At 66.6% G+C, this 24852-nt stretch carries 31 protein-coding genes; 17 read left to right on the top strand and 14 right to left on the bottom strand.

The genetic code is table 11. From position 1 onward, the window contains the following. Window positions 1-5 precede the first annotated feature (5 nt). The 6 genes from DSM104440_RS04615 to DSM104440_RS04590 are packed head-to-tail and all read right to left on the bottom strand — an operon-like array spanning window position 6 to window position 5071. Complete coding sequence (locus DSM104440_RS04615; RefSeq protein WP_171160894.1) at window positions 6-860, bottom strand: segregation and condensation protein A; 855 nt, start codon at window positions 858-860, stop codon at window positions 6-8. Continuing rightward, window positions 857-1720 carry an alpha/beta hydrolase family protein gene (locus DSM104440_RS04610; protein ID WP_171160893.1) on the bottom strand — a complete coding sequence of 288 codons (864 nt, stop codon included), beginning with the start codon at window positions 1718-1720 and terminating at the stop codon, window positions 857-859. Before DSM104440_RS04610 ends, DSM104440_RS04615 begins: the two co-directional genes overlap by 4 nt. Before the next feature lie 8 nt (window positions 1721-1728). Beyond that, on the bottom strand, window positions 1729-2937 hold the full coding sequence (locus DSM104440_RS04605; protein WP_171160892.1) for a tryptophan--tRNA ligase: 1209 nt from the start codon (window positions 2935-2937) through the stop codon (window positions 1729-1731). Continuing rightward, window positions 2937-3587, bottom strand: coding sequence for a site-2 protease family protein (locus tag DSM104440_RS04600; RefSeq protein WP_171160891.1), 651 nt, complete (start codon window positions 3585-3587; stop codon window positions 2937-2939). The genes DSM104440_RS04605 and DSM104440_RS04600 overlap by 1 nt, the downstream gene beginning before the upstream one ends. Next, complete coding sequence (locus DSM104440_RS04595) at window positions 3587-4225, bottom strand: L-threonylcarbamoyladenylate synthase (protein ID WP_171160890.1); 639 nt, start codon at window positions 4223-4225, stop codon at window positions 3587-3589. Before DSM104440_RS04595 ends, DSM104440_RS04600 begins: the two co-directional genes overlap by 1 nt. 54 nt (window positions 4226-4279) lie before the next feature. Continuing rightward, window positions 4280-5071: a PHP domain-containing protein gene (locus tag DSM104440_RS04590; RefSeq protein WP_246212094.1), complete on the bottom strand. Its 792-nt coding sequence runs from the start codon at window positions 5069-5071 to the stop codon at window positions 4280-4282. A 75-nt stretch (window positions 5072-5146) separates the two neighbouring features. Here DSM104440_RS04590 and DSM104440_RS04585 point away from each other — a divergent pair, with 75 nt between their 5' ends. The 8 genes from DSM104440_RS04585 (at window position 5147) to DSM104440_RS04550 (ending at window position 10533) form a co-directional block, all read left to right on the top strand. Further along, window positions 5147-5782 (top strand): hypothetical protein, encoded by a 636-nt coding sequence (locus DSM104440_RS04585; protein WP_171160888.1) that lies wholly within the window; start codon window positions 5147-5149, stop codon window positions 5780-5782. A gap of 38 nt (window positions 5783-5820) precedes the next feature. Beyond that, complete coding sequence (locus DSM104440_RS04580; RefSeq protein WP_171160887.1) at window positions 5821-6381, top strand: septation protein A; 561 nt, start codon at window positions 5821-5823, stop codon at window positions 6379-6381. A 2-nt stretch (window positions 6382-6383) separates the two neighbouring features. Beyond that, on the top strand, window positions 6384-6671 hold the full coding sequence (locus DSM104440_RS04575) for a BolA family protein (protein WP_171160886.1): 288 nt from the start codon (window positions 6384-6386) through the stop codon (window positions 6669-6671). 26 nt (window positions 6672-6697) lie between these two features. Then, complete coding sequence (locus DSM104440_RS04570; RefSeq protein ID WP_171160885.1) at window positions 6698-7540, top strand: peptidylprolyl isomerase; 843 nt, start codon at window positions 6698-6700, stop codon at window positions 7538-7540. Between the two features lie 212 nt (window positions 7541-7752). After that, window positions 7753-8556 (top strand): hypothetical protein, encoded by an 804-nt coding sequence (locus tag DSM104440_RS04565; RefSeq protein WP_171160884.1) that lies wholly within the window; start codon window positions 7753-7755, stop codon window positions 8554-8556. A 39-nt stretch (window positions 8557-8595) separates the two neighbouring features. Then, window positions 8596-9126: a sigma-70 family RNA polymerase sigma factor gene (locus tag DSM104440_RS04560; RefSeq protein ID WP_212758204.1), complete on the top strand. Its 531-nt coding sequence runs from the start codon at window positions 8596-8598 to the stop codon at window positions 9124-9126. Next, entirely contained in the window at window positions 9119-10042 is a 924-nt protein-coding gene (locus tag DSM104440_RS04555; protein WP_171160882.1) for a hypothetical protein, read from the top strand. Before DSM104440_RS04560 ends, DSM104440_RS04555 begins: the two co-directional genes overlap by 8 nt. Next, window positions 10039-10533: a hypothetical protein gene (locus DSM104440_RS04550; protein ID WP_212758203.1), complete on the top strand. Its 495-nt coding sequence runs from the start codon at window positions 10039-10041 to the stop codon at window positions 10531-10533. The genes DSM104440_RS04555 and DSM104440_RS04550 overlap by 4 nt, the downstream gene beginning before the upstream one ends. Window positions 10534-10535: 2 nt before the next feature. Here the strand turns inward: DSM104440_RS04550 and DSM104440_RS04545 are convergent, their stop codons facing one another. Both DSM104440_RS04545 and DSM104440_RS04540 read right to left on the bottom strand, forming a co-directional pair. Continuing rightward, window positions 10536-10886: an antibiotic biosynthesis monooxygenase family protein gene (locus DSM104440_RS04545; protein WP_171160880.1), complete on the bottom strand. Its 351-nt coding sequence runs from the start codon at window positions 10884-10886 to the stop codon at window positions 10536-10538. Further along, entirely contained in the window at window positions 10883-11194 is a 312-nt protein-coding gene (locus DSM104440_RS04540) for an NIPSNAP family protein (protein WP_171160879.1), read from the bottom strand. The genes DSM104440_RS04545 and DSM104440_RS04540 overlap by 4 nt, the downstream gene beginning before the upstream one ends. Window positions 11195-11247: 53 nt before the next feature. On the opposite strand from DSM104440_RS04540, the gene DSM104440_RS04535 reads away from it, so the two are divergent. After that, on the top strand, window positions 11248-11922 hold the full coding sequence (locus DSM104440_RS04535) for an ArsR/SmtB family transcription factor (RefSeq protein ID WP_171160878.1): 675 nt from the start codon (window positions 11248-11250) through the stop codon (window positions 11920-11922). Here the strand turns inward: DSM104440_RS04535 and purL are convergent. Further along, window positions 11915-15892 (bottom strand): phosphoribosylformylglycinamidine synthase, encoded by a 3978-nt coding sequence (purL, locus tag DSM104440_RS04530; RefSeq protein WP_171160877.1) that lies wholly within the window; start codon window positions 15890-15892, stop codon window positions 11915-11917. The genes DSM104440_RS04535 and purL overlap by 8 nt on opposite strands. A gap of 170 nt (window positions 15893-16062) precedes the next feature. Beyond that, window positions 16063-16428: a protein YgfX gene (locus tag DSM104440_RS04525; protein ID WP_171160876.1), complete on the bottom strand. Its 366-nt coding sequence runs from the start codon at window positions 16426-16428 to the stop codon at window positions 16063-16065. Between the two features lie 76 nt (window positions 16429-16504). On the opposite strand from DSM104440_RS04525, the gene ygfZ reads away from it, so the two are divergent. Both ygfZ and DSM104440_RS04515 read left to right on the top strand, forming a co-directional pair. Next, window positions 16505-17431, top strand: coding sequence for a CAF17-like 4Fe-4S cluster assembly/insertion protein YgfZ (gene ygfZ / locus DSM104440_RS04520; RefSeq protein ID WP_171160875.1), 927 nt, complete (start codon window positions 16505-16507; stop codon window positions 17429-17431). Window positions 17432-17441: 10 nt separating this feature from the next. After that, window positions 17442-17987: a hypothetical protein gene (locus DSM104440_RS04515; RefSeq protein WP_171160874.1), complete on the top strand. Its 546-nt coding sequence runs from the start codon at window positions 17442-17444 to the stop codon at window positions 17985-17987. On the opposite strand, the gene DSM104440_RS04510 is transcribed toward DSM104440_RS04515, so the two are convergent. Continuing rightward, the gene (locus tag DSM104440_RS04510) at window positions 17984-18415 is read right to left on the bottom strand and encodes a GNAT family N-acetyltransferase (protein WP_171160873.1); all 432 of its coding nucleotides are present in this window, start codon (window positions 18413-18415) and stop codon (window positions 17984-17986) included. The genes DSM104440_RS04515 and DSM104440_RS04510 overlap by 4 nt on opposite strands. A gap of 14 nt (window positions 18416-18429) precedes the next feature. Here DSM104440_RS04510 and DSM104440_RS04505 point away from each other — a divergent pair, with 14 nt between their 5' ends. Next, window positions 18430-19338, top strand: a complete 909-nt coding sequence (locus DSM104440_RS04505; RefSeq protein WP_171160872.1) for a DMT family transporter — start codon at window positions 18430-18432, stop codon at window positions 19336-19338. On the opposite strand, the gene DSM104440_RS04500 is transcribed toward DSM104440_RS04505, so the two are convergent. Beyond that, window positions 19286-20029 carry a DUF1223 domain-containing protein gene (locus tag DSM104440_RS04500; protein ID WP_171160871.1) on the bottom strand — a complete coding sequence of 248 codons (744 nt, stop codon included), beginning with the start codon at window positions 20027-20029 and terminating at the stop codon, window positions 19286-19288. The genes DSM104440_RS04505 and DSM104440_RS04500 overlap by 53 nt on opposite strands. A gap of 52 nt (window positions 20030-20081) precedes the next feature. Between DSM104440_RS04500 and DSM104440_RS04495 the strand changes: the two genes are divergently transcribed. Next, window positions 20082-20453 (top strand): SET domain-containing protein, encoded by a 372-nt coding sequence (locus DSM104440_RS04495; RefSeq protein ID WP_171160870.1) that lies wholly within the window; start codon window positions 20082-20084, stop codon window positions 20451-20453. Here DSM104440_RS04495 and DSM104440_RS04490 read toward each other — a convergent pair. Continuing rightward, the gene (locus tag DSM104440_RS04490) at window positions 20450-20656 is read right to left on the bottom strand and encodes a helix-turn-helix domain-containing protein (RefSeq protein ID WP_171160869.1); all 207 of its coding nucleotides are present in this window, start codon (window positions 20654-20656) and stop codon (window positions 20450-20452) included. The genes DSM104440_RS04495 and DSM104440_RS04490 overlap by 4 nt on opposite strands. Beyond that, window positions 20656-21222, bottom strand: coding sequence for a DUF2975 domain-containing protein (locus DSM104440_RS04485; protein WP_171160868.1), 567 nt, complete (start codon window positions 21220-21222; stop codon window positions 20656-20658). Before DSM104440_RS04485 ends, DSM104440_RS04490 begins: the two co-directional genes overlap by 1 nt. 80 nt (window positions 21223-21302) lie before the next feature. Between DSM104440_RS04485 and DSM104440_RS04480 the strand changes: the two genes are divergently transcribed. Genes DSM104440_RS04480 through DSM104440_RS04465 form a run of 4 tightly spaced genes read left to right on the top strand, consistent with a single transcriptional unit; the run spans window position 21303 to window position 24851 of the window. Beyond that, on the top strand, window positions 21303-21533 hold the full coding sequence (locus DSM104440_RS04480) for a hypothetical protein (RefSeq protein WP_171160867.1): 231 nt from the start codon (window positions 21303-21305) through the stop codon (window positions 21531-21533). Next, a complete protein-coding gene (locus DSM104440_RS04475; RefSeq protein WP_171160866.1) occupies window positions 21533-21799 on the top strand; it encodes a hypothetical protein in 267 nt (88 codons plus the stop codon). The genes DSM104440_RS04480 and DSM104440_RS04475 overlap by 1 nt, the downstream gene beginning before the upstream one ends. Beyond that, the gene (locus DSM104440_RS04470) at window positions 21796-22494 is read left to right on the top strand and encodes an ABC transporter ATP-binding protein (protein WP_171160865.1); all 699 of its coding nucleotides are present in this window, start codon (window positions 21796-21798) and stop codon (window positions 22492-22494) included. The genes DSM104440_RS04475 and DSM104440_RS04470 overlap by 4 nt, the downstream gene beginning before the upstream one ends. Further along, on the top strand, window positions 22491-24851 hold the full coding sequence (locus DSM104440_RS04465; RefSeq protein ID WP_171160864.1) for an ABC transporter permease: 2361 nt from the start codon (window positions 22491-22493) through the stop codon (window positions 24849-24851). The genes DSM104440_RS04470 and DSM104440_RS04465 overlap by 4 nt, the downstream gene beginning before the upstream one ends. The last annotated feature ends 1 nt before the right edge of the window (window position 24852 follow it).

Genomic DNA, 24852 nt, shown 5'->3' with positions numbered 1-24852 from the left:
CGTCTTCAGGTGATGGTGAGGGGCGTGCGCTCGCTCTTGAGCTTCACGTAGATGGGATCGAAGGGGCTTTGCTGCGTGATCTCGACCAGGCTCTCGCGCGCAAGCTCCAGGAGTGCGAGGAAGCTCACGACGAGCACCGGCACGCCCTGCTCGGGCTCGAAGAGATGCGAGAACTCGGTGAAGGTGCCGGTCTGCAGCACGCGCAGCATCCGGCTCATGTGCGCGCGAACGGAGAGCTGCTCGCGCGTGATCTTGTGGTGGCGGATCATCTTCGCGCGGGCGAGGATCGCGCGCCACGCCTCCGAGAGATCCGCGACCGCGACGTTGGGCAGTTGCAGCGCCACCGTCTGGTCGATGTAGACCTCGACGAGTGAGAAGTCGCGGCCGGCCACCGGCAGCTCGCCGATGTCCGCGGCGGCCTTCTTCATGCGTTCGTACTCGAGCAGGCGACGCACGAGCTCGGCACGCGGATCCTCGGGCTCGACTTCGTTCTCGCGCTTCGGGCGCGGCAGCAGCATGCGCGACTTGATCTCGATCAGCAGTGCGGCCATCAGCAGGTATTCAGCGGCGAGCTCGAGCTGGCCCGCGCGCATCATCTCCACGTACGCCATGTACTGGCGCGTGAGATCGGCCATCGGGATGTCGAGGATGTCGAGCGAATGCTTGCGGATGAGGTAGAGCAGGAGGTCGAGCGGGCCTTCGAACGCCTCGAGGAAGACCGAGAGCGCTTCGGGCGGGATGTAGAGATCGGAAGGCATCTCCGCGAGCGGCTCGCCGCGGATTCGCGCGACCGGCATCACCAGATCGAGCGTGGGCTGGTCGAGCTCGACCGAATCGTTGGCGGCCTGGTGGATCGTCATTTTCCGTACACCGTTTCGGCGGCGGCCTTCGACATCGCGGCGCCGTCATGCGCAGTGGCAGGCACTTCGACCAGCTCCCAGGCGAACTTCACGCCGAGCTCGCCGGCCAGCGTCGTCGCTGCCTTGAAGAAATTCTCGCCGCGATCGTAGCGATTCGCACCCTGCTTCTTGGCACCGTCCGAATTGTTGAGGTTCTCGTCATCCGGATCGGTGTCGTTCTCGCCGAGGAACAGGATGACGCGCTTCGCGAGCGCCTGGCGCACCTTGGCCTCGGTGATCGCGGGATTGCCGGCCGCGGCATAGGGAAAGCGCGCCTCGGTCTTGTCCGCGCGCCACTCGGGCATCGTGTACCAGCCCGGGTTGCCGGCCATCGCGACGGAGATCCGCGCGTCGGGACGGAAGAGCACCATGCGCTGCACGAATTGCCCGCCCGCGGAGTGGCCGAAGATGCGGTAGTCCTTCTGGCCGTCGCGCACCTCGTCGAAGAGATGCTCGATCGCGGAGAACGTCCACTTCTCGGGATTCGTCTGCTCGGCGACGTCGCCCAGGTTGTACTTCGCGGCCTTGGGCCAGTACTGCGTCGAGAACTCGGGCGCCACGATCAGGATCTTGTAGCGATCGGCGATCAGCTCCCAGTCGTCGCGATACTTCGAAGCGTTGCGCGACATGCCGTGCAGCACGATCTGGATGGGACACGTCGTGTCGCAGGCACGCGGGCGATAGGTGTAGACGCGGATCGGACGGTCGGGTTGTCCCTTCGCATCCTTCCACACGAAGCTCCACTTGCCCGGCGGGATCGGCGTGGCCGCCGCGAGCGGCAACGAGAACGCGGCAAGCATCAGGGCAATGGCGGTTCTCATGGAGATCCTCATGCGTAGTTGAGACCCATGGCTTCGCGAACGTCGCGCATGGTTTCGTCGGCGAGGTCGGAGGCTTTCTCGCATCCGTCCTGCACGATGTTGCGGACGAGCGTCGGATCTTCCTCGTACTGCGCGGCGCGCTCGCGAATGGGTTTCAACTCCGCGTTGATCGCGTCGATCACCGGCTGCTTGCAGTCCAGGCACCCGATGCTGGCACTCTTGCAGCCCTTCACGACCCAATCCTTCGTGCGCTGGTCGGAGTAAACCTGGTGCAGGTTCCACACGGGGCACTTCTCCGGATCGCCCGGGTCGGTGCGGCGCACACGCGCGGGATCCGTGGGCATCGTGCGGATCTTCTTCGTGACGTCCTCGGGCTTCTCGCGAAGCATGATCGTGTTGCCGTAGCTCTTCGACATCTTCTCGCCGTCGAGCCCCAGCAACTTCGGCGTTTCCGTGAGGATGGCCTCCGGTTCGACGAGGATCACGCGGCCGCCGCCTTCGAGGTAACCGTAGAGCCGCTCCTTGTCGCCGAGCGTGAGGTTCTGGACATCGCCCACGAGCGTGCGCGCACTCGCCAACGCCGCTTCATCGCCCGCCTGCTGGAATTTCGTGCGCAGCTCGCGATAGAGCTTGGCCTTCTTCGGGCCCATCTTCTTCACCGCGGCTTCGGCCTTCTCCTCGAAACCCTTCTCCTTGCCGAAGAGGTGGTTGAAGCGCCGCGCGATCTCGCGCGTGAGCTCGATGTGCGACACCTGGTCCTCGCCCACCGGAACCTGGGTGGCGCGATAGATGAGGATGTCGGCCGCCTGCATGAGCGGATAGCCGAGGAAGCCGTAGGTCGTGAGGTCCCTGCCGCGCTCGCCGAGTTTCTCGATCTGGTCCTTGTACGTCGGCACGCGCTCGAGCCATGAGAGCGGCTGGAAGAATGACAGCAGCAGCGTGAGCTCCGCGTGCTGCGGCACCTTCGACTGCACGAAAAGCGTGGACTTGGACGGATCGATGCCGACGCAGAGCCAGTCGACGAACATCTCCCACACCGTCTCTTCGATCACCTCGGGCGTCTCGTAGTGCGTGGTGAGCGCATGCCAGTCGGCCGCGAAGAACAGGCACGGGTGCTCGTTCTGCAGCTTCACCCAGTTCTTGAGGGCGCCGTGGTAGTGGCCGAGGTGCATCGCGCCCGTGGGGCGCATGCCGGAAAGTACGCGATCCTGGAACATCAGCGAAGACCCATCACCTTGTTGATCTGGTTGAGCGCCCCGCGTACCAGGGGATTGAGGATGAAGCTCAGTGCCCCGGTCGCGACCAGCGCGAGCAGGACGAATATCCCGTACGGCTCGAGGCGCGCATAGCGATACGAGAGCGGATCGGGGAGCAGGCTCGCGACGATGCGTCCGCCGTCGAGTGGCAGCAGGGGAAAGAGATTGAGGATCGCGAACACGACATTCACCACAATCCCGGCCTCGGATACAGCGACCCAGAACGTGCTGACGCCGTTTGCGGGCAACTCCAGCAATACCTTCATCACGATGGCCCAGCCGACTGCCATGACGACGTTCGCACCGGGACCGGCCGCCGCGACCCACATCATGTCGCGCTTGGGCGATCGCAGGTTCCGCTCGTTCACCGGCACGGGCTTCGCCCAGCCGAACATGAATCCCGAGAGAAACAACGTGAGCAACGGAAGCGCCACCGTGCCCAGCCAATCGATGTGCTTGAGCGGGTTGAGCGTGACCCGGCCCATCATGTAGGCAGTGGTGTCGCCGAAGTGGCGCGCTACGTAGCCGTGCGAGGCTTCGTGCAGCGTGATCGCAAGGATCACGGGGATCGCGTATACCGAGACCACGGTGAGGAAGTTGTAGATGTCCATCAGTGCAGCGCCGCCTTCCCGAATCCGAAAGGACGGATGTCGCCCTTGCCTTCGCGAACCAGGGCCGGCGCGTCGCCCGAGAGGTCGATCACCGTGGTGACGTTGAGGCCGCACGGACCCGCGTCGATGATCGCGTCCACCTTGTGCTCGAGATGGCGGCGGATCTCTTCCGCGTCATTGAGCGCGATGCCGTGTTCGGGAAGGATCAGCGTGGACGACAACAAGGGCTCACCGAGCTCCTCGAGCAGCGACGTCACCACCGCGTGATGCGGGATGCGAACGCCGATCGTATGGCGCGGGTGCAGCAGGCGGCGCGGCACCTCGCGCGAGGCGCGCAGGATGAACGTGTAGCTGCCCGGCGTATTGGCCTTGATGAGGCGGTACTGAATGTTGTCCACCTTCGCGAATTGCCCGATCTGGGATATGTCCCGGCACACCAGCGTGAGGTGATGCCTTTCGTCTACGTTGCGGATGGCTCGGATCCGCTCCATCGCCTGCTTGTCGCCGATGTGGCAACCGAGCGCATAGCAGGAGTCCGTCGGGTAGGCGATCACGCCGCCTTCCCGGACGATTGCGACCGCCGCCCGGATCAACCGAGGTTGCGGGTTGTCCGGGTGCACAGAAAAGAACTGCGCCATCTCCCCTTGTAGGCCGTGCGCGCGAGCGCACCTGGGCCCCTGTCTAACGGGCGGCTAATGCGCCCACTTGGACCATACGGGCGTGAGCGTCGCAGGAAGCGGCGGCAGGCTTCCCGGCTCGTACGGGCTTTCGCCCGGCCCGTGGTAATCGGCCCCCCGCGATGCGAGGAATCCATATTCCTCCGCAATGCGGCGCCATGTGGCGTATTCCTCCGGCCGGTGACTTCCCGTCACCACCTCGATCGCTTCGCCACCGAAGCTCCGGAATTCCTCCAGCAATGCGTGCCGGAACGACGGCTTCAGGTCATAGCGTCCCGGGTGCGCCAGCACGGCGACTCCCCCGGCCGCTCGAATCCATTTCACCGCATCCTCGTGCTTCGCCCACTGGTGCGGCACGAAGGCTCGCTTGCCCTTCGCCAGGTATTTGTCGAACGCGGCCTGGATGTCCTTCACAGCTCCGCGTTCCGCAAGGTGCCGCGCAAAGTGCGTGCGGCCGATCATTGCATCGTTCTGCGCGAGGGCCAGCGCTCCCTCCAGCGTGCCGGGCACTCCGCATTGCTCGAGTGCCTCCGCGATCTTCTTCGCGCGTTCGATGCGGCCGGCGCGAATCGAATCGAGTCCCGCCACCAGCTCCGGTGCCTTCGGATCGATCCGGAGTCCCACGACGTGGATCGTCGTCGGGCCCCAGCTCACGGAAATCTCCACGCCGTCGATGAGGGTCACGCCCAGGCGGCGGGCCGCCTCGTGCGCTTCCACGAGTCCATCGGTCGTATCGTGATCCGTGAGGGCGATCGCGTCCACGCCGGTGCGCGCCGCGAGCTCCATCAGTTGCGTGGGGGACAGCAAACCATCCGATCGTGTCGAATGATTATGCAAGTCAAAGTTTTTCATGTAACCGAATGAATTATATCATTTTCGCCCATGAGCCCCCAGCCGATCCCGTTTGGAGATGATGGCCAGGTCGCAACGCGCGAACTCGTGGCGCGCTTTGCCCTCCTGGCTCCGAAAGTGAAGATGCTCGAGACGCTCGACCGACAGTTCGGCGGCCTGTCTCCGTTACCGGTCGAGGACGCCGAAGACCTTGTTGCAGCAGTGATTTCCGAGGCCGGCAGCGACGAGGGGGAAGCCGCCGACCTGGTCGTAGGCGTGGCCCTCTGGGCGATTCGCCATGAAGTGGGCCTGCCTCCCATAGAACGTGTGGCCAACGCGCTCGCCTACAAGTCGAATGCGGCCGTGACCGCAAGCGAGCTCTCCGCGGCCTTCGGCCTCATGCAGGCCGTGATCGCCCACGTGGCCCCGAAGCTGGCCGCCGACCTCGAGCGCTCCGACCCCGAACGGGCCTGGCGGATCCTGCACCTCAACTTCGCCATCACCGCGATCCGGTCGGAGAACGAGGCGCTGATGGGATTCGCCTTCGATGCGCTCGAACGCGCCCTCCCGGACGAGCGCGCCGGTTTCTACGCCGAGGCCATGGCCCTCGCCCTCGCGCCGGGAATCGCCCCCCAGGTCCGTGAACAAATCGAGCGGCGGCACCTCAAATGGACAGTCGATCGCTGAATCAGCGATAATTACCGATTGATTTCATTCGGGCTTTTGTGAAATTCCTCTTCGACCTCCTCCCGGTCATCCTGTTCTTCGTGGCCTTCAAGGTTGCCGGCATCTACGAGGCAACGGCGGTAGCCATCGCCACCACGGTCGTGCAGATCGCGTGGGTGAAATTCCGGGGGAAGAAGGTTTCGACGATGCAATGGACGAGCCTGGGGATCATCGTGATCTTCGGCGGCGCCACACTCCTGCTGCGCGACGAGACCTTCATCAAGTGGAAGCCCACCGTCCTTTATGGCGTCACCGGCATCGCGTTGATCGGCTCGCTGGCGTTCGGCAAGAACCTGATCAAGGCCGTGCTGGCCGAAGGCGGCCTCGAACTTCCCGAGGCCGTGTGGGTCAAGCTCTGCGTGGCCTGGGGCGTCTTCTTCCTGTTCCAGGCCGTGCTGAACCTGTGGGTCGCCTACAACTACCCGACCGATACCTGGGTCAACTTCAAGCTGTTCGGCGGAATGGGATTGATGTTCCTCTTCGTCGTGGCGCAGGCGCTGTGGGTCTCGAAGTACCTGCCCGATGAAGATGAAGCCGCGGCCGGCAAGGCGAAGGGTTGAACATGGCCCCGGCCGCGCTCGCCACGGATATCGAGCACGCGATTCGCGAGCGGCTCGCGACGCTGCAGCCGATCGAGATCGCGCTGCGCGACGAGAGCCACGAGCACGCGGGCCACGCGGGTTCGCGACCCGGCGGCGGTTCGCATTGGCAACTGACGATCGTGTCCGAGGCATTCCGCGGCAAGCCTCTCGTGGCACGGCACCGACTTGTTTATGAGGCGTTGGGCGACCTCATGAAACGCGAGATTCATGCCCTTAAAATCGAGGCGTTTTCGCCCGAGCAGCTCTGACCACTCCCAAGGAAAAAGGAAACTCCATGCAACTCAACGTCAAGAACCTCGCCGTGGCGCTCATCGCCGGCTGCCTCGTGCTGCCTGTCGCTGCGCAGGACAAGGCCGAGAAGGCCGAGAAGAAGGCCCCCAAGGCCGCCGCCGCAGGTAGCGGACGCATCGTCGTGAACGGCGTCACCATCCCCGCCTCCCGCGTCGAAGCTCTGAACAAGGAACTCTCGGCTCAAGGCCAGCCCGAAACGCCCGAGCGTGCCAACGCCGTGAAGGAAGAGCTGATCAACCGCGAAGTGCTCGTGCAGGCCGCCTCGAAGCGTGGCCTCGACAAGGAGCCGGGCGTGATGGCCGCCATGGAAATGGCGCGCCAGGCCGTCCTCGTGCGTGCGCTCTTCGAAGCCGAAATGAAGGCGCACCCGATCACCGACGACATGCTCAAGCAGCAATACGAGACGTTCAAGACGCAGATGGGCGCGAACGAGTACAAGGTTCGCCACATCCTCGTCGACAAGGAAGAGGACGCCAAGGCGATCACCGCCGACCTCGCCAAGGGCGGCGACTTCGCGAAGATCGCCAAGGAGAAGTCCAAGGATCCGGGCTCGAAGGACAACGGCGGCGACCTCGATTGGGGCCCGTCCGCTCGCTACGTGAAGCCGTTCGCCGATGCCGTCACGACCCTGCAGAAGGGCCAGACCACCGCGGCGCCGGTGAAGACCGACTTCGGCTGGCACGTGATCCGCCTCGACGACTCGCGCCCGATGAAGGTGCCCGAGTTCGCCGAAGTGAAGGAACAGTTCCGCCAGCGCGCGCAGCAGCAAGCGATCCAGCGCATGGTCGGTGACCTGCGTTCGAAGGCGAAGGTGGAGGAGCGCTAGACCGGCACTGTCATCCTGAGGAGCGCAGCGACGAAGGACCTGCTGTAGGGGGTTAACAAATTCGCTGCGCTGTTCAAGCAGGTCCTTCGGGTCTGCGACCCTCAGGATGACAAGTTTGTTGAAAGGGCGGCCTCGGCCGCCCTTTTTCTTTTGACCCTTTCCGCGTTCGGCTCCGTTTCATCTCTCCAGCACCCCCACAACAAGGAGCCGACATGAAACGCCTCAAGCTGCTGATCGCCGCGCTGGCCGCCGCCGGTGCGATTCCCGCCCACGCCGTGGGCCACCTCGCCGACGTGCGCGCTTTCGACCGCGCGCAGGGAATCGAGCTGCCCGTGTACTGGCACGAAGGCCGCGCCTACGTCGTGGGCCGCCCAGGCAACGAGTACCAGGTGAGTGTCCGCAACCAGGCGGGCGAGGATCTCCTCGCCGTCGTGTCGGTCGACGGCGTCAACGTGCTGAACGGCGAGACCGCGGCCGCGAGCCAGGGCGGCTACGTACTCGCGAACTGGGAATCGCTCGGCATCAAGGGCTGGCGCAAGAGCACGCAGCAGACGGCCGCGTTCTACTTCACGTCGCTCGGCGATTCCTACGCGGGACGCACGGGACGCCCCGACAACGTGGGCGTGATCGGCGCGGCGCTTTTTCGCCGCATGGCGCCGCCTCCGCCGCCGCCCGCCGCGATGGCACCCGACATGCTTTCGTCCCTGCCCGAGGAACGTCATCGCAACGACTACCAGCGCAAGGAATCGGGCGCGGGCACGGTGGAGTCGCGGCGGGCACCGGCATCGCCGTCGCCTTCGCTCGCCGACGCGGGTCCGCTGGGCACGGGACACGGACGGCGCGAGTATTCCCCGGTGCGCACGGTCACGTTCCAGCGCGCCACCGATCAGCCCGCCGAGATGGTCACGATCTACTACGACTCGCATCGCAACCTCGTCGCGCGCGGCATCCTCAAGGAGGCGCCGGCGCCACGCAACCCTCTCCCCTTCCCCGGCTGGGTTCCCGACCCGGCGTAAACTTCGGGGGCGATGCCGGCCGCCTCCGACGAAGATTTGATGCTTGCCTACGCCGGCGGTGACGCCGGGGCCTTCGATGCGCTCTACGCGCGCCATCGGGGGCCCTCGTTCCGCCTCATGCTGCGCTCGGTGCGCTCGCGCGGCGAGGCCGAAGAGCTCTTCCAGGACCTGTGGATGCGCGTGATCGAAGCCCGCGCGCGCTACACGCCCACCGCGAAATTCACGACCTGGCTCTACACGATCGCCCACAACCGCCTCGTCGACTACTGGCGCAGCAAGGGGCTCGCGACGGTCCCGATCGAGAACGAAGAAGGCGAACCGGTTGCCGAACTGAAAGCGGGGCCGTTCGATGAACCCACGCGCATCATCGAGGCGCGCCAGACGCTCGACGTCCTGGACAAGGCGATCGCGGCATTGCCCTCCGCACAGCGCGAAGCGTTTCTGCTGCACCATGAGGGAGACATGACCGCCGCGCAGATCGCGGAGGCCACGGGGACCAACGAGGAGGCGGCGAAAAGCCGGCTGCGATACGCGATGGACAAGCTCCGCAAGGCGATCGGCGATGACTAGCGAACGGCTCGCCGCCCGCTACCGCGCCCTCGCCACCGAGGAACCCTCGGCGGTTCTCGACGACGCGATTCGCGCCGCCGCGCGCCGCGGCGTGCACGCGGGGCCGATGCGTTCGCGCTCGTCGCGCTGGGCCGTTCCGGTGTCGATCGCCGCGGTGCTCATGCTTTCCGTTGGGGTCACGATGAACATGCAGCGGGAAGACCCGGGCATCGAGACTTCCGAAGTGAAGCGCGCGTCGCCTTCAGCGGACGCCCTGGAATTCGCACGCAAGCAAGCCATTCCCGAGTTGGTACCGATACAACCCGCGCCTCAACCTGCGCCTGCGCCCGCGCCCGTCGCGAAGCCTCCGCCGAAGCCCGTGCCCGCGGCCCCGGTCGTCGGCACGAAGCCGCAGGCCGCTCCCGTGCAAGCCGACAAGGAGCGGTTCGGTGCATCGACGGCACCCGCACCCTCGCCGCCGCCTGCCGAAGGTGCGCGGCTCGCCGAGAAAACCGTAACGCCGGCCCCGGCACAGATGCCACCGCCGCCTCCCGCGTCGCTCGCCGCACAAGCACCCGCGCCGGCAACGGCGTCCACGGCCCCGCCTCCGGCAGCGTTTGCGCAATCGGCGCCGCGGATCGCGGCTTCCCCGTCACCCTCTTCGCCACCCGCGCCGCGCGCCGCGGGTTCAGCCGCCAGCGGCGCGATGCAGGACGCGAACGTCGCGCGGCGCGAGGATTCCTTCGCGAAGGAAAAGCGCGCGAAGGCGGAAGAGGCGATCGCGGTCGAGACGCCGGAGCGCAAGCTCGAGAAGATCGTCGAGCTGCGGCGCGCAGGCAAGAACGCGGAAGCGGACGAAGCCATCGCGCGCTTTCGCCGCGAGCACCCCGAATACAAGATTCCCGACGCGACCTGGGAGCGCATCAAGCCGCAATGAGCGAGATGCGCCGCATTGCGAACCTGCTCGTGGCCGTCAGGCCCGCGTCGTATCCGAGTGCGCACGACCTCGACACGTCCATCGCGAAGCTCCGCGCGGCGGCGAATCCCGCGTCCCCTGGAGAGCAACTGCGCGGCGACATCGGCGCGAACGGCGTACGGCTCACGTTCAGCCGCGCCTCGGGTGGCGGCGTTCGCTGCGCCTTCGAGGGCACCTGGATCGCGGCGGGCGACGTCTTCCTCGACGGGCGCTTCGTGCCCGCCGGCAGGACGACGCTCTTCCTCAAGGCCACGTCCGTAGTACTCGCGCTCCTGTTCGCCGCGACTGTCTGGGCATGGCTTCGGGACGTGGAAGTCGCGACGCGCGTGATCACCACCCTCACGCTGCTGCTCGCGATCTTCGCGTTCCCGTTCGCGGTGATGGCGTTCGGATCCGATCGCGAGGTCGAGGAGATCGCGATCGCGAAGGCGATCGTCGCCGCGCTCGGCTGACGCTACTTGCTGTGGCGCGCGCGCGAGTCCGCGGGCGCCTGCTCGCGGCGGTCGAACAAGCCGTAGTCGCGCACGACTTCCGCCACGCGCAGGCGGTAATCCTCGAAAATCGTCGTGCGGCCCAGCGCCTGGATGTTGCGATGCGCTTCGACGTTGCGCCATTTCTCGACTGCGGCTTCGTCGCGCCAGAACGAGAGCGACAGGATCTTGCCGGGCGTCGTGAGGCTCTCGAAGCGCTCCACCGAGATGAAACCGTCCTGCTGCGCGAGGAGCGGCCGCAACGCCGCGGCGGAATCCAGGTAGGCGTCGCGCTGGTCGGGGTGCGGCTGCGACTCGAAGATGATGGCGATCATGCGGGCTCCACGTTTTCGACGAAGGTGCGTTCCTCGCGAAGGATAAGGCGTTTTTCCTGCGCGAACGCGAAGTTCTCGCGGCCCTCGGGATCGGCCCGCAGCCGCGCGCGGTAGGCCTCGTACGCGGCGAGGCTCTCGAAGCCGATCACGCCCCAGGCGATGTCGTTCGTGCCCTCCCACGGCAGGAAGTAGCCCAGGAGCTTGCCGCCGCAGCGCGGAATGATGCGAAGCCACGCCTGTGCGTAGCGGCGGAAGTCCTCGCGCTGGAAAGGATCGACCTGGTAGCGGATGAAGACGGTGATGTTCATGCCCCGCATCGTAGCGGCCGGCGCTACAATGATGGTTCGACGGAGAACGAATCATGGCAGACGGCCCCCAGATCGTGCGGATCGCCGCCCTCATCGGCGAGCGCGCCCGCGCGGACATCCTCACGGCGCTGCTCGGCGGCCAGGCGCTCACGGCGACCGAGCTCTCCGAAGTCGCCGGCGTGACCAAGGCCACCGTCAGCGCGCACCTCTCGAAGCTGCTCGAGGCGAAGCTCGTCGCCGTGCAGAGCCAGGGGCGGCATCGCTATTTCCGGCTCGCGGATCCGGATGTCGCGCGCCTGCTCGAAAGCCTCATGGGTGTTGCGCAGCGCACCGGCGCCGTGCGGTTGAAGTCGAGCCCGACGGACCCGGCGCTGCGCAAGGCGCGCGTCTGCTACGACCATCTCGCCGGCGATCTCGGCGTCCTTGCGCTGGAAGGCCTGGAAAAGCGCCGCCATGTCCGCCGCGTGGGCGACACGCTCGAGCTCACGAAATCGGGCCACGCATTCTGCGAGCAACTCGGGATCGATCTCGAAGCCGGCGAAGGCCGGCGCCTGCTCTGCCGCCCCTGCCTCGACTGGAGCGTGCGCCGCAACCATCTCGCCGGCGTCGTGGGAGCGGCGCTGCTCGAAAAGTTCTATGCGCTCGGTTGGGCGAAGCGGGTGCGCGGAACGCGCGTCGTGCAATTCACGCCCGCCGGGGAGCGTGCCTTCAGGAATCGCTTCAGCTGACCCACTTCCGCGCGTTGCGGAAGATGCGCATCCACGGCGAATCCTCGCCCCAGCCGTCGGGGTGCCACGACATGAGCACCGTGCGAAAGACGCGCTCGGGGTGCGGCATGAGGATCGTGAAGCGGCCATCGGACGTGGTCACACCCGTGATGCCGCGCGGCGAGCCGTTCGCGTTGAAGGGATAGGTCTCCGTCACCGCGCCGCGGTTGTCCACGAAGCGCGCGGCCACGAGGTACTGGCAGGCGTCCATCGCTTTCTGGTCCGCATACACCGCGCGGCCCTCACCGTGCGCGACGACGATCGGCACGCGGCTGCCTTCCATGCCCGTGAAGAGGATCGACGGCGACTTCTGCACTTCCACCATCGTGAGGCGCGCCTCGTATTGCTCGGAGAGGTTCCTCTCGAAGTGCGGCCAGTTCTGCGCGCCCGGGATGATCTCCTTGAGGTTCGACATCATCTGGCAGCCGTTGCACGCACCGATCGCGAAGGAATCGCTGCGCTTGAAGAAAGCTTCGAATTCGTCGCGGGCGCGCGCGTTGAACAGGATCGACTTCGCCCAGCCTTCGCCTGCGCCGAGCACGTCGCCGTAGCTGAAACCGCCGCAGGCGGCGAAGCCCTTGAAGTCCGAGAGCTTCACGCGGCCGGCGATGATGTCGCTCATGTGGACATCGAAGGCCGCGAAGCCGGCGCGGTCGAAGGACGCCGCCATCTCCGACTGGCCGTTGACGCCCTGCTCGCGCAGGATCGCGATCCGCGGCCGCGCACCTTTCGAGATGAACGGCGCGGCGGTGTCCTCGGTGGGATCGAACGTGAGCTTCGCGTGCAGGCCCGGATCGCCCGCATCGAGCAGGCGGTCGTATTCCTGGTCGGCGCACGCCGGGTTGTCACGCAGTCCCTGGATCTCGTGCGTGACCTTCGACCAGGCGCGATGCAGGTCAATGCGCGATTCGTCGAGCACCGGCTTGCCGTTGACGATGACTTTCACGCGCGCGTCGGCATTGAGGTGGCCGATCACGTGCGACTCGCGCGCGAGCCCCGCGTCGCGAAGTTCGCTCATCACCGCCGCGCGGTCGGCCTTGCGGACCTGGAGGACGGCGCCGAGCTCTTCGCTGAAGAGAACGCCGAGCACGCGCTCGCCTGCACTGCCAATGACATCGGACTGGCGCTCGTGGCCATCGACGTCGAGATGCTTCTCGTCGAGCACGAGTGCATCGAGCACGACGCTCACGCCGGCGCGGCCGGCAAACGCCATCTCGCAGAGGGTCGCGAAGAGGCCGCCATCGGAACGATCGTGGTACGCGAGGATCTTCCCGCCGGCGTTGAGCTTCTGGATGCTGGTGAAGAACGCGCGCAGATTCGCGGGCGTGTCGAGATCGGGCGCGGCATTGCCGAGCTGCGAGAACACCTGTGCGAGCGCCGAGCCGCCGAGGCGATTGCGGCCACTACCCAGGTCGACGAGGACGAGCTCCGTTTCGCCGAGGTCGGTGCGCAGTTGCGGCGTGAGCGTGGCGCGCGCGTCCGTGACCGGCGCGAAGGCCGAGATGATCAGCGAGAGCGGCGCGGTAACCGCCTTGTCCTGCCCCGTGGCCGGATCGCGCCACGTGGTCTTCATCGACATCGAATCCTTGCCGACGGGAATCGCGATGCCCAGTTGCGGGCACAACTCCATGCCGACCGCATGCACGGTATCGAAGAGCGATGCATCCTCGCCCGGGTGACCCGCGGCGCACATCCAGTTGGCCGAGAGCTTCACGTCTCCGAGCTCGGCGATGGACGCGGCGGCAATGTTCGTGATGGCCTCGCCCACCGCCATGCGTCCCGAAGCCGGGCCATCGATCAGCGCGAGCGGCGTGCGCTCGCCGATGGCCATCGCTTCGCCGCGCAGGGTCGTGAAGCCCATCGTGGTCACGGCGCAATCGGCCACGGGAACCTGCCACGGGCCGACCATCTGGTCGCGCACGCACAGGCCGCCCACGGTGCGATCGCCGATCGTCACGAGGAAGGTCTTGTCGGCCACGGTCGGAAGGCGCAGCACGCGGTAGGCGGCTTCCTTGAGTTCGATCTTCGAAAGGTCGAGCGGCGGAAGATCGCGCGCCACGCGCTTCACGTCGCGATGCATGCGCGGGGGCTTGCCGAGCAGCACGTCGAGGTTCATGTCGACGGGCTCATTCTTGAAGAGCGGGTCGGTGACCAGCAGTCGGTGGTCGTCGCGTGCTTCGCCCACGACGGCGAACGGGCAGCGCTCGCGTTCGCACATCCGCTTGAATTCTTCCACGCGGTCGCGATCGATCGCGAGCACGTAGCGTTCCTGCGCCTCGTTCGACCAGATCTGCATCGGCGTCATGCCCGGCTCTTCGTTGGGCATCTTGCGCAGGTCGAACGTGGCACCAACGCCACCCGTGTGCGCGAGCTCGGGGAACGCATTGGAAAGGCCGCCCGCGCCGACGTCGTGGAGGCAAAGAATGGGATTGGACGAGCCCATGCGCCAGCACGCGTCGATCACTTCCTGGCAGCGGCGCTCGAGCTCGGCATTGGCGCGCTGCACGGAATCGAAGTCGAGCGATTCGGTGTTCGCACCGCTCGCCATCGACGATGCGGCGCCACCGCCCATGCCGATGAGGTAGCCGGGGCCACCCAACTGGATGAACACCGAGCGGCTGTTCAACGCGAGCTTCGAGGTCTGCTCCGCGCCGATGTTGCCCAGGCCTCCGGCCAGCATGATGGGCTTGTGATAACCGCGCACTTCGCCGGCGACTTCCATCTCGTACGTGCGGAAGTAGCCCGTGAGGTTCGGGCGGCCGAATTCGTTGTTGAACGCTGCTCCCCCGATCGGCCCTTCGACCATGATCGCGAGCGGCGAGACGATGCGCCCTGGCTTGCCGTAGCCCGCTTCCCACGGCTCGCGCGCATTCGGCAGCTCGAGGTTCGAGACCGAGAAACCGGTGAGGCCCGCCTTGGGCTTGGCGCCGCGGCCCGTCGCGCCTTCATCGCGAATCTCCCCACCCGCACCCGTAGCCGCGCCCGGATACGGCGCGATCGCGGTCGGATGGTTGTGCGTCTCCACCTTCATGAGGATGTGGGTCGAGTTGCGATCCCACTTCCACGCGCCGCTGCCATCGGGATGGAAGCGATCGATCTCCGCGCCTTCCATCACCGCGGAGTTGTCGGAGTACGCGACCACGGTGCCGCGCGGGCTCTCCTGGTGCGTGTTGCGGATCATCGCGAAGAGCGACTTGTCCTTCACCTGCCCGTCGACGGTCCACGAGGCGTTGAAGATCTTGTGGCGGCAATGCTCTGAGTTGGCCTGCGCGAACATCATCAGCTCCACGTCGGTGGGGTTGCGACCCATCTTCGTGAAGTTGTCGACGAGGTAATCAATCTCATCGGGCGCGAGCGCAAGGCCCATCGCGCGGTTCGCGGCTTCCAGTGCAGCGTGCCCACCGGCCATCAGGTCCACGGTCGACAGCGGCTTGGGCGTGTGCTGCTCGAAGAGGCGCGCGGCATCCTCCACGCCCTTCACGACCGATTCGGTCATGCGGTCGTGGATCGCGGGCTCGAGGCCCTCGAAGGCCTTGTCGCGCAGCGGCTTGCCGTCCTTGGTGATGAAGCCGTAGGCGATGCCGCGCTCGATGCGGTGGATCTTCGCAAGCGCGCAGTTGTGGGCGATGTCGGTGGCCTTCGACGACCACGGCGAGACGGTGCCGAAGCGCGGGAGGACGACGCGAACGTCACGATGCGTCTCGTTGCCGGCGGGTGTTCCGTAGGTAAGGAGTCGCTCGAGGACTCCGCGCTCGGCGGCATCCAGCGGTGCCGAGCACGCGACGAAGTGGACGAAACGGGTCTGGATGTCGATCGCACTCGAAAGGCGCGGATCGAGGGAAGCCAGCAGCTTTTCGACGCGGAAGGGAGAGAGCGCGACCGCACCCGGCAGCGTGAGGACCTGCTGCAGCGGCGCGTCCTTCTGATTCATGCGGGAATTATACCAACGCGAGTGTCATCCTGCCCCGCTGTCATCCTGCCCCGCTGTCATCTGAGGAGCGAAGCGACGAAGGACCTGCTTGAGGGGGTTAACAGTCCAAATCCGCTTCGCTGCTCAAGCAGGTCCTTCGGGCCTTCGGCCCTCAGGATGACAGTGGGGTTTCACCCATGCCTCAGCATCACCCGAAGATGCCGAAACGCCTCCGCCTCGATCATGTCCGGCATCACCAGGATCGTGCGATCGAACCACGCGCCCTCGGGCCGCCAGCGGATGATCGTGAGCCAGGGAGCGACGAAGGAGCCGTCGCGCACCACGCCCGAATGCGAGCGGCCCGCACCATCCCGCCAGAGAATCGTCCGCGAGCGATCGAGCATCACGAATCTCGCGGCGAAGTGGACTGCCAGCGCCCGCCGGCTCGCCACCAGCATCCACAAGAGGATGCCAACGGCCGCGATCACGGGAAGGGGCGTGACCCCCACGATGACCAAGGTCGCGATCACCGCACCCTGCACGAGGTGCCGGGCCACGCGCGAGGGCCGCAGTTCCGCCTCCGCCGCATCGCTATACTTGATTCCTTGCTGTCGCGGACCCACGTTCATCCCCATGACCTTCGTCGCCGAGCTTTCCCATAACGCGCTCCTCGCCATTTCGGGCGACGACGCGGCGACGTTCCTGCAGGGGCAGCTCACCAACGACGTCGAGGCGCTGCGCGACGGCACCGCACAGTGGAACGGCTACTGCTCGCCGAAGGGGCGACTGCTCGCCACCTTCCTGCTGGTGCGGCACGGCAAGCGCTTCCTCGCGATGATGCCCACCGAGATCGCCGCGCCGACCGCCAAGCGGCTCGGCATGTTCGTGCTGCGCTCGAAGGTGAAGATCGAGGACGTGACGGCATCGACGTCGCGCCTGGGCCTCGTCGGTCCGGAAGCCGCGACGCTCGTCGCGAAGCACTGGGGCGCCGCGCCGCAGCCCATGGCGGTTGCCGAGCGCGATGGCGCGCTGTGCGCCCGCCTCGATGCCGATCGTTTCGTGCTCCTTGCCCCCAACGACCAGGCTGAAACGATTCGCGCCGCGCTCGAACCGGTCGCCATCGGAGACACCACCACGTGGGATCGTGCCGCGATCCAGGCGGGCATTCCCATCGTGGTCGCCGCGACGCAGGACGCTTTCGTCCCGCAGATGGCGAACTTCGAGCTGATCGGCGGCGTGAGCTTCAAGAAAGGTTGCTACACCGGACAGGAGATCGTCGCGCGCACGCAGTACCGCGGCATCCTCAAGAAGCGGATGGCGCTCGTCCACGTCGATGGCCAGGACGCGCCGCAAGCGGGCGACAGCGTCTACAGCAGTGCCTTCGGCGAACAGTCCTCGGGTCAGATCGCCAACGTCGCTCCGTCGCCGGGCGGAGGCTTCGACGCGCTCGTCGTCGCACAGCTCGAGGCGCTCGCGAAGAACGACCTGCGCTGGAAGTCGCCCGACGGCGTCGCGGTGCAATTGCGCCAACTGCCCTATCCGGTGCCCGGATCGCAATAAAGGAGTGACGATGCAAACCCTCGCGAAGTGGATCGGCATCGCCGCGCTTTCAGTCCCCGCGCTTGCCTGGAGCCAGGACGCGAAGCCCGATCCCTGGGCGCCCGTACGCTTCATGGTCGGCCAGTGGCAGGGCACGGCCTCGGGCAAGCCGGGTGAAGGAACGGTGACTCGCTCGTACGAGTTTGTGTTGGGCGGCAAGTTCCTTCACGAGAGGAACACCTCGATCTACGCACCGAACGAGAACAACAAGAACAAGGGCGAAGTCCACGAGCACTGGTCGTTCATCAGCTACGACCGCGCGCGCAAGGCGATCGTGCTCCGCCAGTTCCACGTCGAGGGATTCGTGAACCAGTACGTGCAGGCCGCGGACAAGAGCACGGCGAACAAGCTCGTGTTCGAAAGCGAAGGCTTCGAAAACCTGAGCAACAAGTGGCGGGCGCGCGAAACCTACGAGATCCTCGGGCCCGACGAATTCGTCGAGATCTTCGAGCTGGCGATGGCCGACAAGCCCTTCGAGGTCTACAGCACCAACCGCTTCAAGCGGGTCGCCCGCTAGAGCTTCGCGCGCATCCCGATGTGCGCGATGCCGGCCTCGTAGTACTCCTCGCCCTCGACCACATAGCCGTGCCGGACATAGAAGTCCTTGGCATGCGATTGCGAATGCAGATACGTCTCGCGCATTCCGCGCCGTCTCGCTTCCTGCATCAGCGCCGTGAGCATCGCGCCGCCCACGCCCCGGCCGCGCCAGGCCGCGAGCACCGCCATGCGCCCGATGCGGCCGTCGGCCATCAGCCGCCCGGCGCCGATCGCCTCGCCTTCCGATTCCGCGAGCACATGGACGCACTTGCCGTCGCGACCGTCGCTCTCGATTTCGCGCGGGACCTTCTGTTCATCGACGAAGACGATCGTGCGCACGCGATCGAGCAACGGACCGGATTCGGTCCACTCGACGATGCGAACTGCGAAGGGGGTTGGGGTAGCCATGTAAAATTCTAACCGTGACTTCGCCGCGCTCCCATCCCATCGCTGCCCTCACCGCGATGGTGCTCATCTGGGGCTATTCGTGGATCGTGATGAAGATCGGCCTGCGACACGCGCATCCCTTCGATTTCGCGGCCTGGCGCGTGGGCCTGGGCGCCGCGTTCCTCTTCCTCATCATCAAGCTTACCGGCCGCAGCCTGACACTCTCGGGCTACCGGATGGCGGTGGTGCTGGGCTTCCTGCAGGTCGCGCTGTTCGTCGCGCTCTCCCACTTCGCGCTGCTCCTCGCGGGCCCGGGCAAGACCTCGGTCCTCGTGTTCACGATGCCCTTCTGGATGATCGTGTTCGCGCACTTCATCATCGGCGAGCGGATGCGCGGCGCCCAGTGGATCGCGGTGGCACTCGCCTTCGCGGGCCTCACGCTGATCGTCGCGCCTTGGGAGCTCACCAGTCTCGAGGGAAGCCTGCTCGCGGTGGCGGCGGGCGCGGTGTGGGCACTCTCCGCGGTGCTCTCGAAACGCTGGCCCGTCGCGGGCGCCGATCCGCTCACGTTCACGGCGTGGCAGCTGCTGTTCGGCTTCTTCGTGCTCGCGACCCTCGCCACCGTGCATCCGCACGAGCCTGTGCGCTGGACGAAAGAGTTCCTCCTCGCGCTGGGCTTCTCCACGGTGTTCGCAACCGCGATCGGCTGGTGGCTCTGGACTCGCATCCTCGCGACGACGCCCGCCGGCATCACCGGCCTCAACGCGCTGGGCATTCCCGTGGTCGCGGTGCTCGCATCGTGGGCGCAGCTGGGCGAACGTCCGCCGCCGATGGAGCTCGCGGGAATGGCGTGCATCGGCATCGCGCTCGCGCTGCTCGCGTTCCTCAGTTTCAGGAGCGGCACGCCGGCGAGCGCAGTGCCTGGAGCACCTCCCCGGTCCTGACGTTCTGCACGAAGGCGACGAGCGCGAGGTTGTCGATCTTCCAGTCGGGCTTGATCGCGAAGACCGTATCGATGGTGCCGCCTGCCACGGCGGGCACGAACGACAACTCGCGCACCACATGGTCGTGCCGCAGTGATTCGCCGCGGTTCTCCCCGGCCGTGACCCGGCTCGCGAGCCCGTTCTCGACGACGGCCAGGTGGAGCACGACGTCGTCCCTCGGCCCGGCGAGCTCCAGGTTCACCGACGTGGCGAGCTTGCCCTCCGCGGGCTTCCTCGAAGTCATCGAGATTCCCGCCCGGGGAGGGCGGGCCACGGTCTGGTCGAACGTCTTCGTCACAAGCGACTCATCCCGCCAGCGCGGAAAGTCGCGGCCCGCCACGACGACCTGCGGCGTGTAGACCGAGCTCGCGTTCGTCGCGCGGGCGAGCGCTCGCTGCCGGTCGGTGAAGCCCGACTGCGCGAAGCGATCCCGCCAACCCAGGTAGTCCCAGTACGCCACATGGAACGAAATGGGGATGACGCGCGGGCTGCCCAGTGCGCTGAACCACCGGTCGGCGGGCGGGCAGCTGCTGCAGCCCTCGGAGGTGTAGAGCTCGACGAGGACATTGGTGCTGGGGCCTGACTTCACGGTGCATTCGGCGCCGGCGATGGCGGGAATCATGGCGGCAACGATCGTGGCAAGGACGCGCATGGGAAAATGCCTCATGGCTTGGAAACCTATATACGAAGCACTGCGGGTTCGGATGAGCGGGATCGTCGGGAAGGGGCTGTTCGCCGGCACCCGCATCCGGGCGCGCGCGAAGATCGGCGAATTCGAAGGCGAGCGCATCGGCCTGCGCGAAGCGCGGCGGCGCGCGAAGACGCTGAAGACCATCGCGATCGTCGAGCTCGACAAGGTGGCCCTCGACTCGACGCACTGGCGTCACGGCTTTCGCTTCATCAACCATTCGTGCGCCCCCAACACCTTCATGCGGATGACGCCGGAACGCGCGGAGTTCTACGCGCTGCGAAACATCCGGAAGGGCGAAGAGCTGACCGTGGACTACGGCCGCAGCCACCACGACGGGAAGCTCCCGTGCGCGTGCGGCGCGAAGAACTGCCGCGGGTTCATCTAGTCCGGTTCATACCTGAGCAGGTCGCCCGGCTGGCACTCGAGGTACTGGCAGATCGCCTCGAGCGTCGAGAAGCGGATCCCCTTCACCTTGCCCGACTTCAGCAGCGAGAGATTCTGCTCGGTGATGCCGACGTGCGCGGCGAGCTCCTTGGACCTCACCTTGCGGCGCGCGAGCATGACGTCCAGGTCGATGACGATCGCCACTAGACGAACTCCCGGTTTTCCTCGGCGAGCTTGCGGCCCTCTTCCATCATGTAGGCGATCGCGAAGAACAGCGCGCACATGAGCAGGATGGAAAGGTCGTCGCTCGAGAGGTTCACGACGAAGCGGCTCTTGTTGTGGCCGAGCACGTGCACGACCAGCGCCACGCGCAGGTGCATCGCGAGGAGGGAAAGCAGCTTCGCGAGCAACAGGAGTCCCGCGAAGGCACGCAGGTGGCCCACGGTCTCGCGGTCGAAGAACGCGCCGCGTTCGAAGCCGCGCAGCATCTTCACGAGCCGGTAGAACGCCCACACGAACACGACGAGGTACGGAACGCTCACGACGCTCACGAGCACGCGCTCGCCCGGCTCCAGCGTCGCAAGGAGATTCAACGGAACACCGGCAAGGAGCATCACGCCATGCGAAGCGTGGTGGGCCTTTCCGGCGACTTCGGGCCAGAACCAGCCCAGGGAGTGGATCGCCACGACGCAGGTCGCGAAGGCGATGGCGGCGAAGCGGATCCACCGGCTGAGCCGCTGGAGGGCGCTGGGAGTCGAGTCAGGAGTCATCGTCATTCCGTAACATATTACTGTTTGACAATAAGAAATGCATCCATTACAACTATACCAGCCCTTCCCGGAAAGCTCCCATGAAAGCCCTCCTCCTGGCGCTCGCGACCAGCGCCGCGCTCCTGCTGTCCCCGCCGGCCGCCGCCCAGCTCGGCAAATTTCTTCACGGCGATGCGCCAGCGCAGCCGAAGGCGCCACCACCCAAGCAACTCGCCGTCGTGAGCGCGGCACCCGGGATCGCTGCCGATCCACAGGTCGAATCGTTCCTGCGCGCGTTCGCCGATGCGCTCATGGCGCGCGACGGCAACTGATGCTCGCGCGTCTCTCGGACAAATACGCGATCGCCGGCTTGCCCGAAGGAATGAAGGCCACGGACATCTTCCAGCAGGCGATCGAGCGCGTTCAGGGCCCGACCGAGATCGTGATCCAGTCGGTGGAGGGCCCGCCCGCGCAGCGCATTGCGAAGGCGGAGTTCCGCTACCCGCGCGGCGAACCGAAGGTGAAGACGATGCGTTTCGACGCGCAGGGCAAGCTCGTCGAATCCGATCTCTTCGTCATGCGCGTGCAAGGGTCATGAGCGCGCGGCCGATGGTGGAGATCGATGCCGTCTCGCGAACCTATGCGATGCCCGGCGGACAATCGTGGCCGGCACTGCGCGGCCTGACGCTGAGTGTTCCCGCGGGCGAATCGGTCGCGGTGCTGGGCAAATCGGGCAGCGGCAAGTCCACGCTGCTCAATCTCATCGCGGGACTCGACCGGCCCACGTCGGGCACCGTGCGCGTCGCCGGCGAAGACCTCACGCGGCTCTCCGAGAGCGCGATCGCGCCCTGGCGCGGCCGCCATGTCGGCGTGGTCTTCCAGTTCTTCCAGCTCCTGCCCACGCTCACCGTGGTCGAGAACATCGTGCTCGCGATGGAGCTCGTCGCGACGATCGCGCCGCGAGACCGCGAGCCGCGCGCACTCGCACTCCTCGAACGCGTAGGCCTGGCGGACCAGGCGCGCAAGCTTCCCTCCATGCTCTCGGGCGGCCAGCAGCAACGCGCCGCCATCGCGCGGGCACTCGCCAACGATCCGCCGATCCTGCTCGCCGACGAACCGACCGGAAATCTCGACAGCGAAACGGCCGCGGACCTCGGGCGCCTCTTCGACGAGCTCGTGGCGCAGGGCAAGACGCTGATCATCGTCACGCACGACCCGAATCTCGCGCAGGCTGCGCATCGCATCGTGTCGTTGCGCGACGGCCTCATCGCCTCCGACCGGGCCGCCGCATGAAGATGGTGTGGCGCAAGGTCGCCGGTGACGCGCGCCGTTATCGCGTGCAGCTCGCGCTGATGCTCGGCATCCTCGTGCTGGGCATCGCCGGCGTGGTCGCGGCGCTCAATGCGCGCGCCATCCTCGAGCGCGAGATCGCCGTGAGCTACGCCTCGGGCCGCGCGCCCGACCTATCGCTCTGGTTCGATTCCGCGGACGATGCACTCCTCACGGCCGTCGCCGCAGAGGATGGCGTGACGGCGGTCGACCGGCGCCGCGTGATCTACACGCGCGTCGCGGCACGCGGCGGCGCCTGGCTGCCCATGGTCCTCACGATCCGCAATGATTTCGCGAGCCTCAAGCTCGACGTCATCCACCGGCATGGCGAAGCCTGGACGCACGCCGAGGGGGGAATCTTCATCGAACAGTCCGGCGAATCGCTGCTCGGGCCGGGACCGGTGCAGCTGCGCCGCCTCGACGGCACGACAGCAAGCCTTCCCTTCGCCGGCTTCGCGCACGACCCGACGGTCGCACCCAGCACGCAGGAGCAGATGTTCTACGGCTATGCCACGCCCGAGGCTGCGCGGCAGTTGGGCTACGCCGTGACGCTCGACCAATTGCTGGTGAAGATGGACTACCGCGGCTCGACGGGCGAGGCCTTCGAATTCGGCACGCAGCTCAACGAGACGCTTCGCAAGCGCGGCACGGCGGCATTCCGCGTCGAGGTGCTGCCCGCGAGGCATCCGCACATTTTCCTGATGAACGCGATGCTGCGCGTGCTCGAAATCCTCTCGGGCATCGCCTTCACGTGCAGCGCGGCACTCGCGGCCTACCTCGCCTCGGCGTGGATGCGGCGCGAGGTGCGCATCGTCGGGATCCTCAAGACGCTCGGCGCCCGCAGCCGCCAGATCGCCGCGATGTATCTCGCGCTGGCGCTCCCCTTGCTCGTCATCGCGCTCGCCCTCGCCTTTCCGCTCGGCATCGTCCTCGGCCGCGCGCTCGCCGCGTGGCAGGCCGCGACCACACTCAACATCGACATCACGAGCTGGGCCGTGCCCGCGGCGCTTGCCTGGCGCGAGCTCCTGATCGGCGCGTCAATTCCGCTCGTCGCAATGACGCTTCCGATTCTCCGCGCCGCACGCATGACCGCACGTTCGGCGATCCAGGACGCAGGCATCGTCGCGCCTTCGGTCACGGCACGGCTCGCGGCGCGCGTGCTGGCGTTTCCGGGCCGCATGCGCTGGACGCTGGCGCTGCGCAACACGTTCCGCCGGCCGTGGCGAATGCTCGTCATGGTGATCGCGCTCGGCGCGGGCGGCGCGCTGCTGCTGGTCACGAAGACCAACTACCAGAGCCTCATGGGCGCGATCGACCGCTCGCTCGCGAATCAGGGGCACGATGTCGACGTCCTGATGCAAAAGCCCGCGCCCGCCGCCGAGCTCGAGGCGATCGCCGCGAAGGTGCCGGGCGTGGCGATCGTCGAGGCGTGGCGTCGCGCAACGGTCACGATCGCGAAGCCCGCCGCGGCCGGCGTCGAGATCGAAGCCGCGCGCTTCACGCTGCAGGGCTATCCGCCCGATTCGCGCCTCTTCAAGCTGCCGGTCGTCGCCGGCAGGGCGCCCGCGCCCGGCGCGATCGACGAAGTGCTTGCCACGCGCGCGGTGCAGACGCCGCACCCGCAGGTCCAGGTCGACAGCGAAGTGCGGCTGCGCTTTCGCGAGCGCGAGACACCTGTTCGCATCGTGGGTCTCGTCGAGCAGATCGGATCGCCCGCCGTGTTCGCACCCTCCCCGGCTTTCGAGAACGTCACCAGGCTGGGCGACGCCGCGTCCTCGGTGCGCGTGAAGTCCGACGGCGTTCCCGTGACGGAGCTCGCGAACCGCCTCGACCAGGCGTTCCTCGACGCACGGCGCACGCCCTCGCAGATCGTCACGCGCGTGCAGGTGCGCGAGTCGCTCGACGAGCACTTCTACGTGGTGGGCAATCTCGTGCGGCTGGTGGCGCTCGCGGCGGCATTGGTCGGCGCGATCGTCCTCGCGGCAACGACTGCCTTCAATGTCCTCGAGCGATCGCGCGAAACGGGGATTCTTCGCGCGCTGGGAGCGCTGCCGTCTCGCATCACTGCGATCTTCCTCATCGAAGCGGGCGCCATCCTGCTCGCGAGCATCGCGCTCGCGGTGGCCGTATCCCTGGTGATTTCACGCAAGCTCCTCGATTCGGCCGAGCGCATGCTCCTGCGCGTCGAGGTACCGATGCAATTTTCGTACGAGGGTCTCGCGTTGCTCGCCGCCGGCGCTTTGGTGATCGCGCTGGTCGTGCACTTCACGCTGTCGCGCGCTCTACGCAAACCGGCGCGCGAGGCGCTCGCCAGCGAGTAGC

This window comes from Usitatibacter palustris (assembly GCF_013003985.1).
GTDB classification, from domain to species: domain Bacteria; phylum Pseudomonadota; class Gammaproteobacteria; order Burkholderiales; family Usitatibacteraceae; genus Usitatibacter; species Usitatibacter palustris.
Note: the sequence above shows the minus strand (reverse complement) of the source record. Positions and strands in the feature narration are given on the sequence as shown.

Bases quoted from the DNA above. Each gene is read 5' to 3' on its own strand.
- DSM104440_RS04495 (WP_171160870.1), top strand. From the start codon at position 20,082: ATGAGCGGGATCGTCGGGAAGGGGCTGTTCGCCGGCACCCGCATCCGG.
- DSM104440_RS04550 (WP_212758203.1), top strand. From the start codon at position 10,039: ATGAGCGAGATGCGCCGCATTGCGAACCTGCTCGTGGCCGTCAGGCCC.
- DSM104440_RS04470 (WP_171160865.1), top strand. From the start codon at position 21,796: ATGAGCGCGCGGCCGATGGTGGAGATCGATGCCGTCTCGCGAACCTAT.
- DSM104440_RS04575 (WP_171160886.1), top strand. From the start codon at position 6,384: ATGGCCCCGGCCGCGCTCGCCACGGATATCGAGCACGCGATTCGCGAG.
- DSM104440_RS04465 (WP_171160864.1), top strand. From the start codon at position 22,491: ATGAAGATGGTGTGGCGCAAGGTCGCCGGTGACGCGCGCCGTTATCGC.
- DSM104440_RS04595 (WP_171160890.1), bottom strand. From the start codon at position 4,225: ATGGCGCAGTTCTTTTCTGTGCACCCGGACAACCCGCAACCTCGGTTG.
- DSM104440_RS04610 (WP_171160893.1), bottom strand. From the start codon at position 1,720: ATGAGAACCGCCATTGCCCTGATGCTTGCCGCGTTCTCGTTGCCGCTC.
- DSM104440_RS04485 (WP_171160868.1), bottom strand. From the start codon at position 21,222: ATGACTCCTGACTCGACTCCCAGCGCCCTCCAGCGGCTCAGCCGGTGG.
- DSM104440_RS04555 (WP_171160882.1), top strand. From the start codon at position 9,119: ATGACTAGCGAACGGCTCGCCGCCCGCTACCGCGCCCTCGCCACCGAG.
- DSM104440_RS04535 (WP_171160878.1), top strand. From the start codon at position 11,248: ATGGCAGACGGCCCCCAGATCGTGCGGATCGCCGCCCTCATCGGCGAG.
- DSM104440_RS04515 (WP_171160874.1), top strand. From the start codon at position 17,442: ATGCAAACCCTCGCGAAGTGGATCGGCATCGCCGCGCTTTCAGTCCCC.
- DSM104440_RS04570 (WP_171160885.1), top strand. From the start codon at position 6,698: ATGCAACTCAACGTCAAGAACCTCGCCGTGGCGCTCATCGCCGGCTGC.
- DSM104440_RS04565 (WP_171160884.1), top strand. From the start codon at position 7,753: ATGAAACGCCTCAAGCTGCTGATCGCCGCGCTGGCCGCCGCCGGTGCG.
- DSM104440_RS04480 (WP_171160867.1), top strand. From the start codon at position 21,303: ATGAAAGCCCTCCTCCTGGCGCTCGCGACCAGCGCCGCGCTCCTGCTG.
- ygfZ (WP_171160875.1), top strand. From the start codon at position 16,505: ATGACCTTCGTCGCCGAGCTTTCCCATAACGCGCTCCTCGCCATTTCG.
- DSM104440_RS04540 (WP_171160879.1), bottom strand. From the start codon at position 11,194: ATGAACATCACCGTCTTCATCCGCTACCAGGTCGATCCTTTCCAGCGC.
- DSM104440_RS04605 (WP_171160892.1), bottom strand. From the start codon at position 2,937: ATGTTCCAGGATCGCGTACTTTCCGGCATGCGCCCCACGGGCGCGATG.
- purL (WP_171160877.1), bottom strand. From the start codon at position 15,892: ATGAATCAGAAGGACGCGCCGCTGCAGCAGGTCCTCACGCTGCCGGGT.
- DSM104440_RS04500 (WP_171160871.1), bottom strand. From the start codon at position 20,029: ATGCGCGTCCTTGCCACGATCGTTGCCGCCATGATTCCCGCCATCGCC.
- DSM104440_RS04545 (WP_171160880.1), bottom strand. From the start codon at position 10,886: ATGATCGCCATCATCTTCGAGTCGCAGCCGCACCCCGACCAGCGCGAC.
- DSM104440_RS04615 (WP_171160894.1), bottom strand. From the start codon at position 860: ATGACGATCCACCAGGCCGCCAACGATTCGGTCGAGCTCGACCAGCCC.
- DSM104440_RS04585 (WP_171160888.1), top strand. From the start codon at position 5,147: ATGAGCCCCCAGCCGATCCCGTTTGGAGATGATGGCCAGGTCGCAACG.
- DSM104440_RS04560 (WP_212758204.1), top strand. From the start codon at position 8,596: ATGCTTGCCTACGCCGGCGGTGACGCCGGGGCCTTCGATGCGCTCTAC.
- DSM104440_RS04600 (WP_171160891.1), bottom strand. From the start codon at position 3,587: ATGGACATCTACAACTTCCTCACCGTGGTCTCGGTATACGCGATCCCC.
- DSM104440_RS04510 (WP_171160873.1), bottom strand. From the start codon at position 18,415: ATGGCTACCCCAACCCCCTTCGCAGTTCGCATCGTCGAGTGGACCGAA.
- DSM104440_RS04475 (WP_171160866.1), top strand. From the start codon at position 21,533: ATGCTCGCGCGTCTCTCGGACAAATACGCGATCGCCGGCTTGCCCGAA.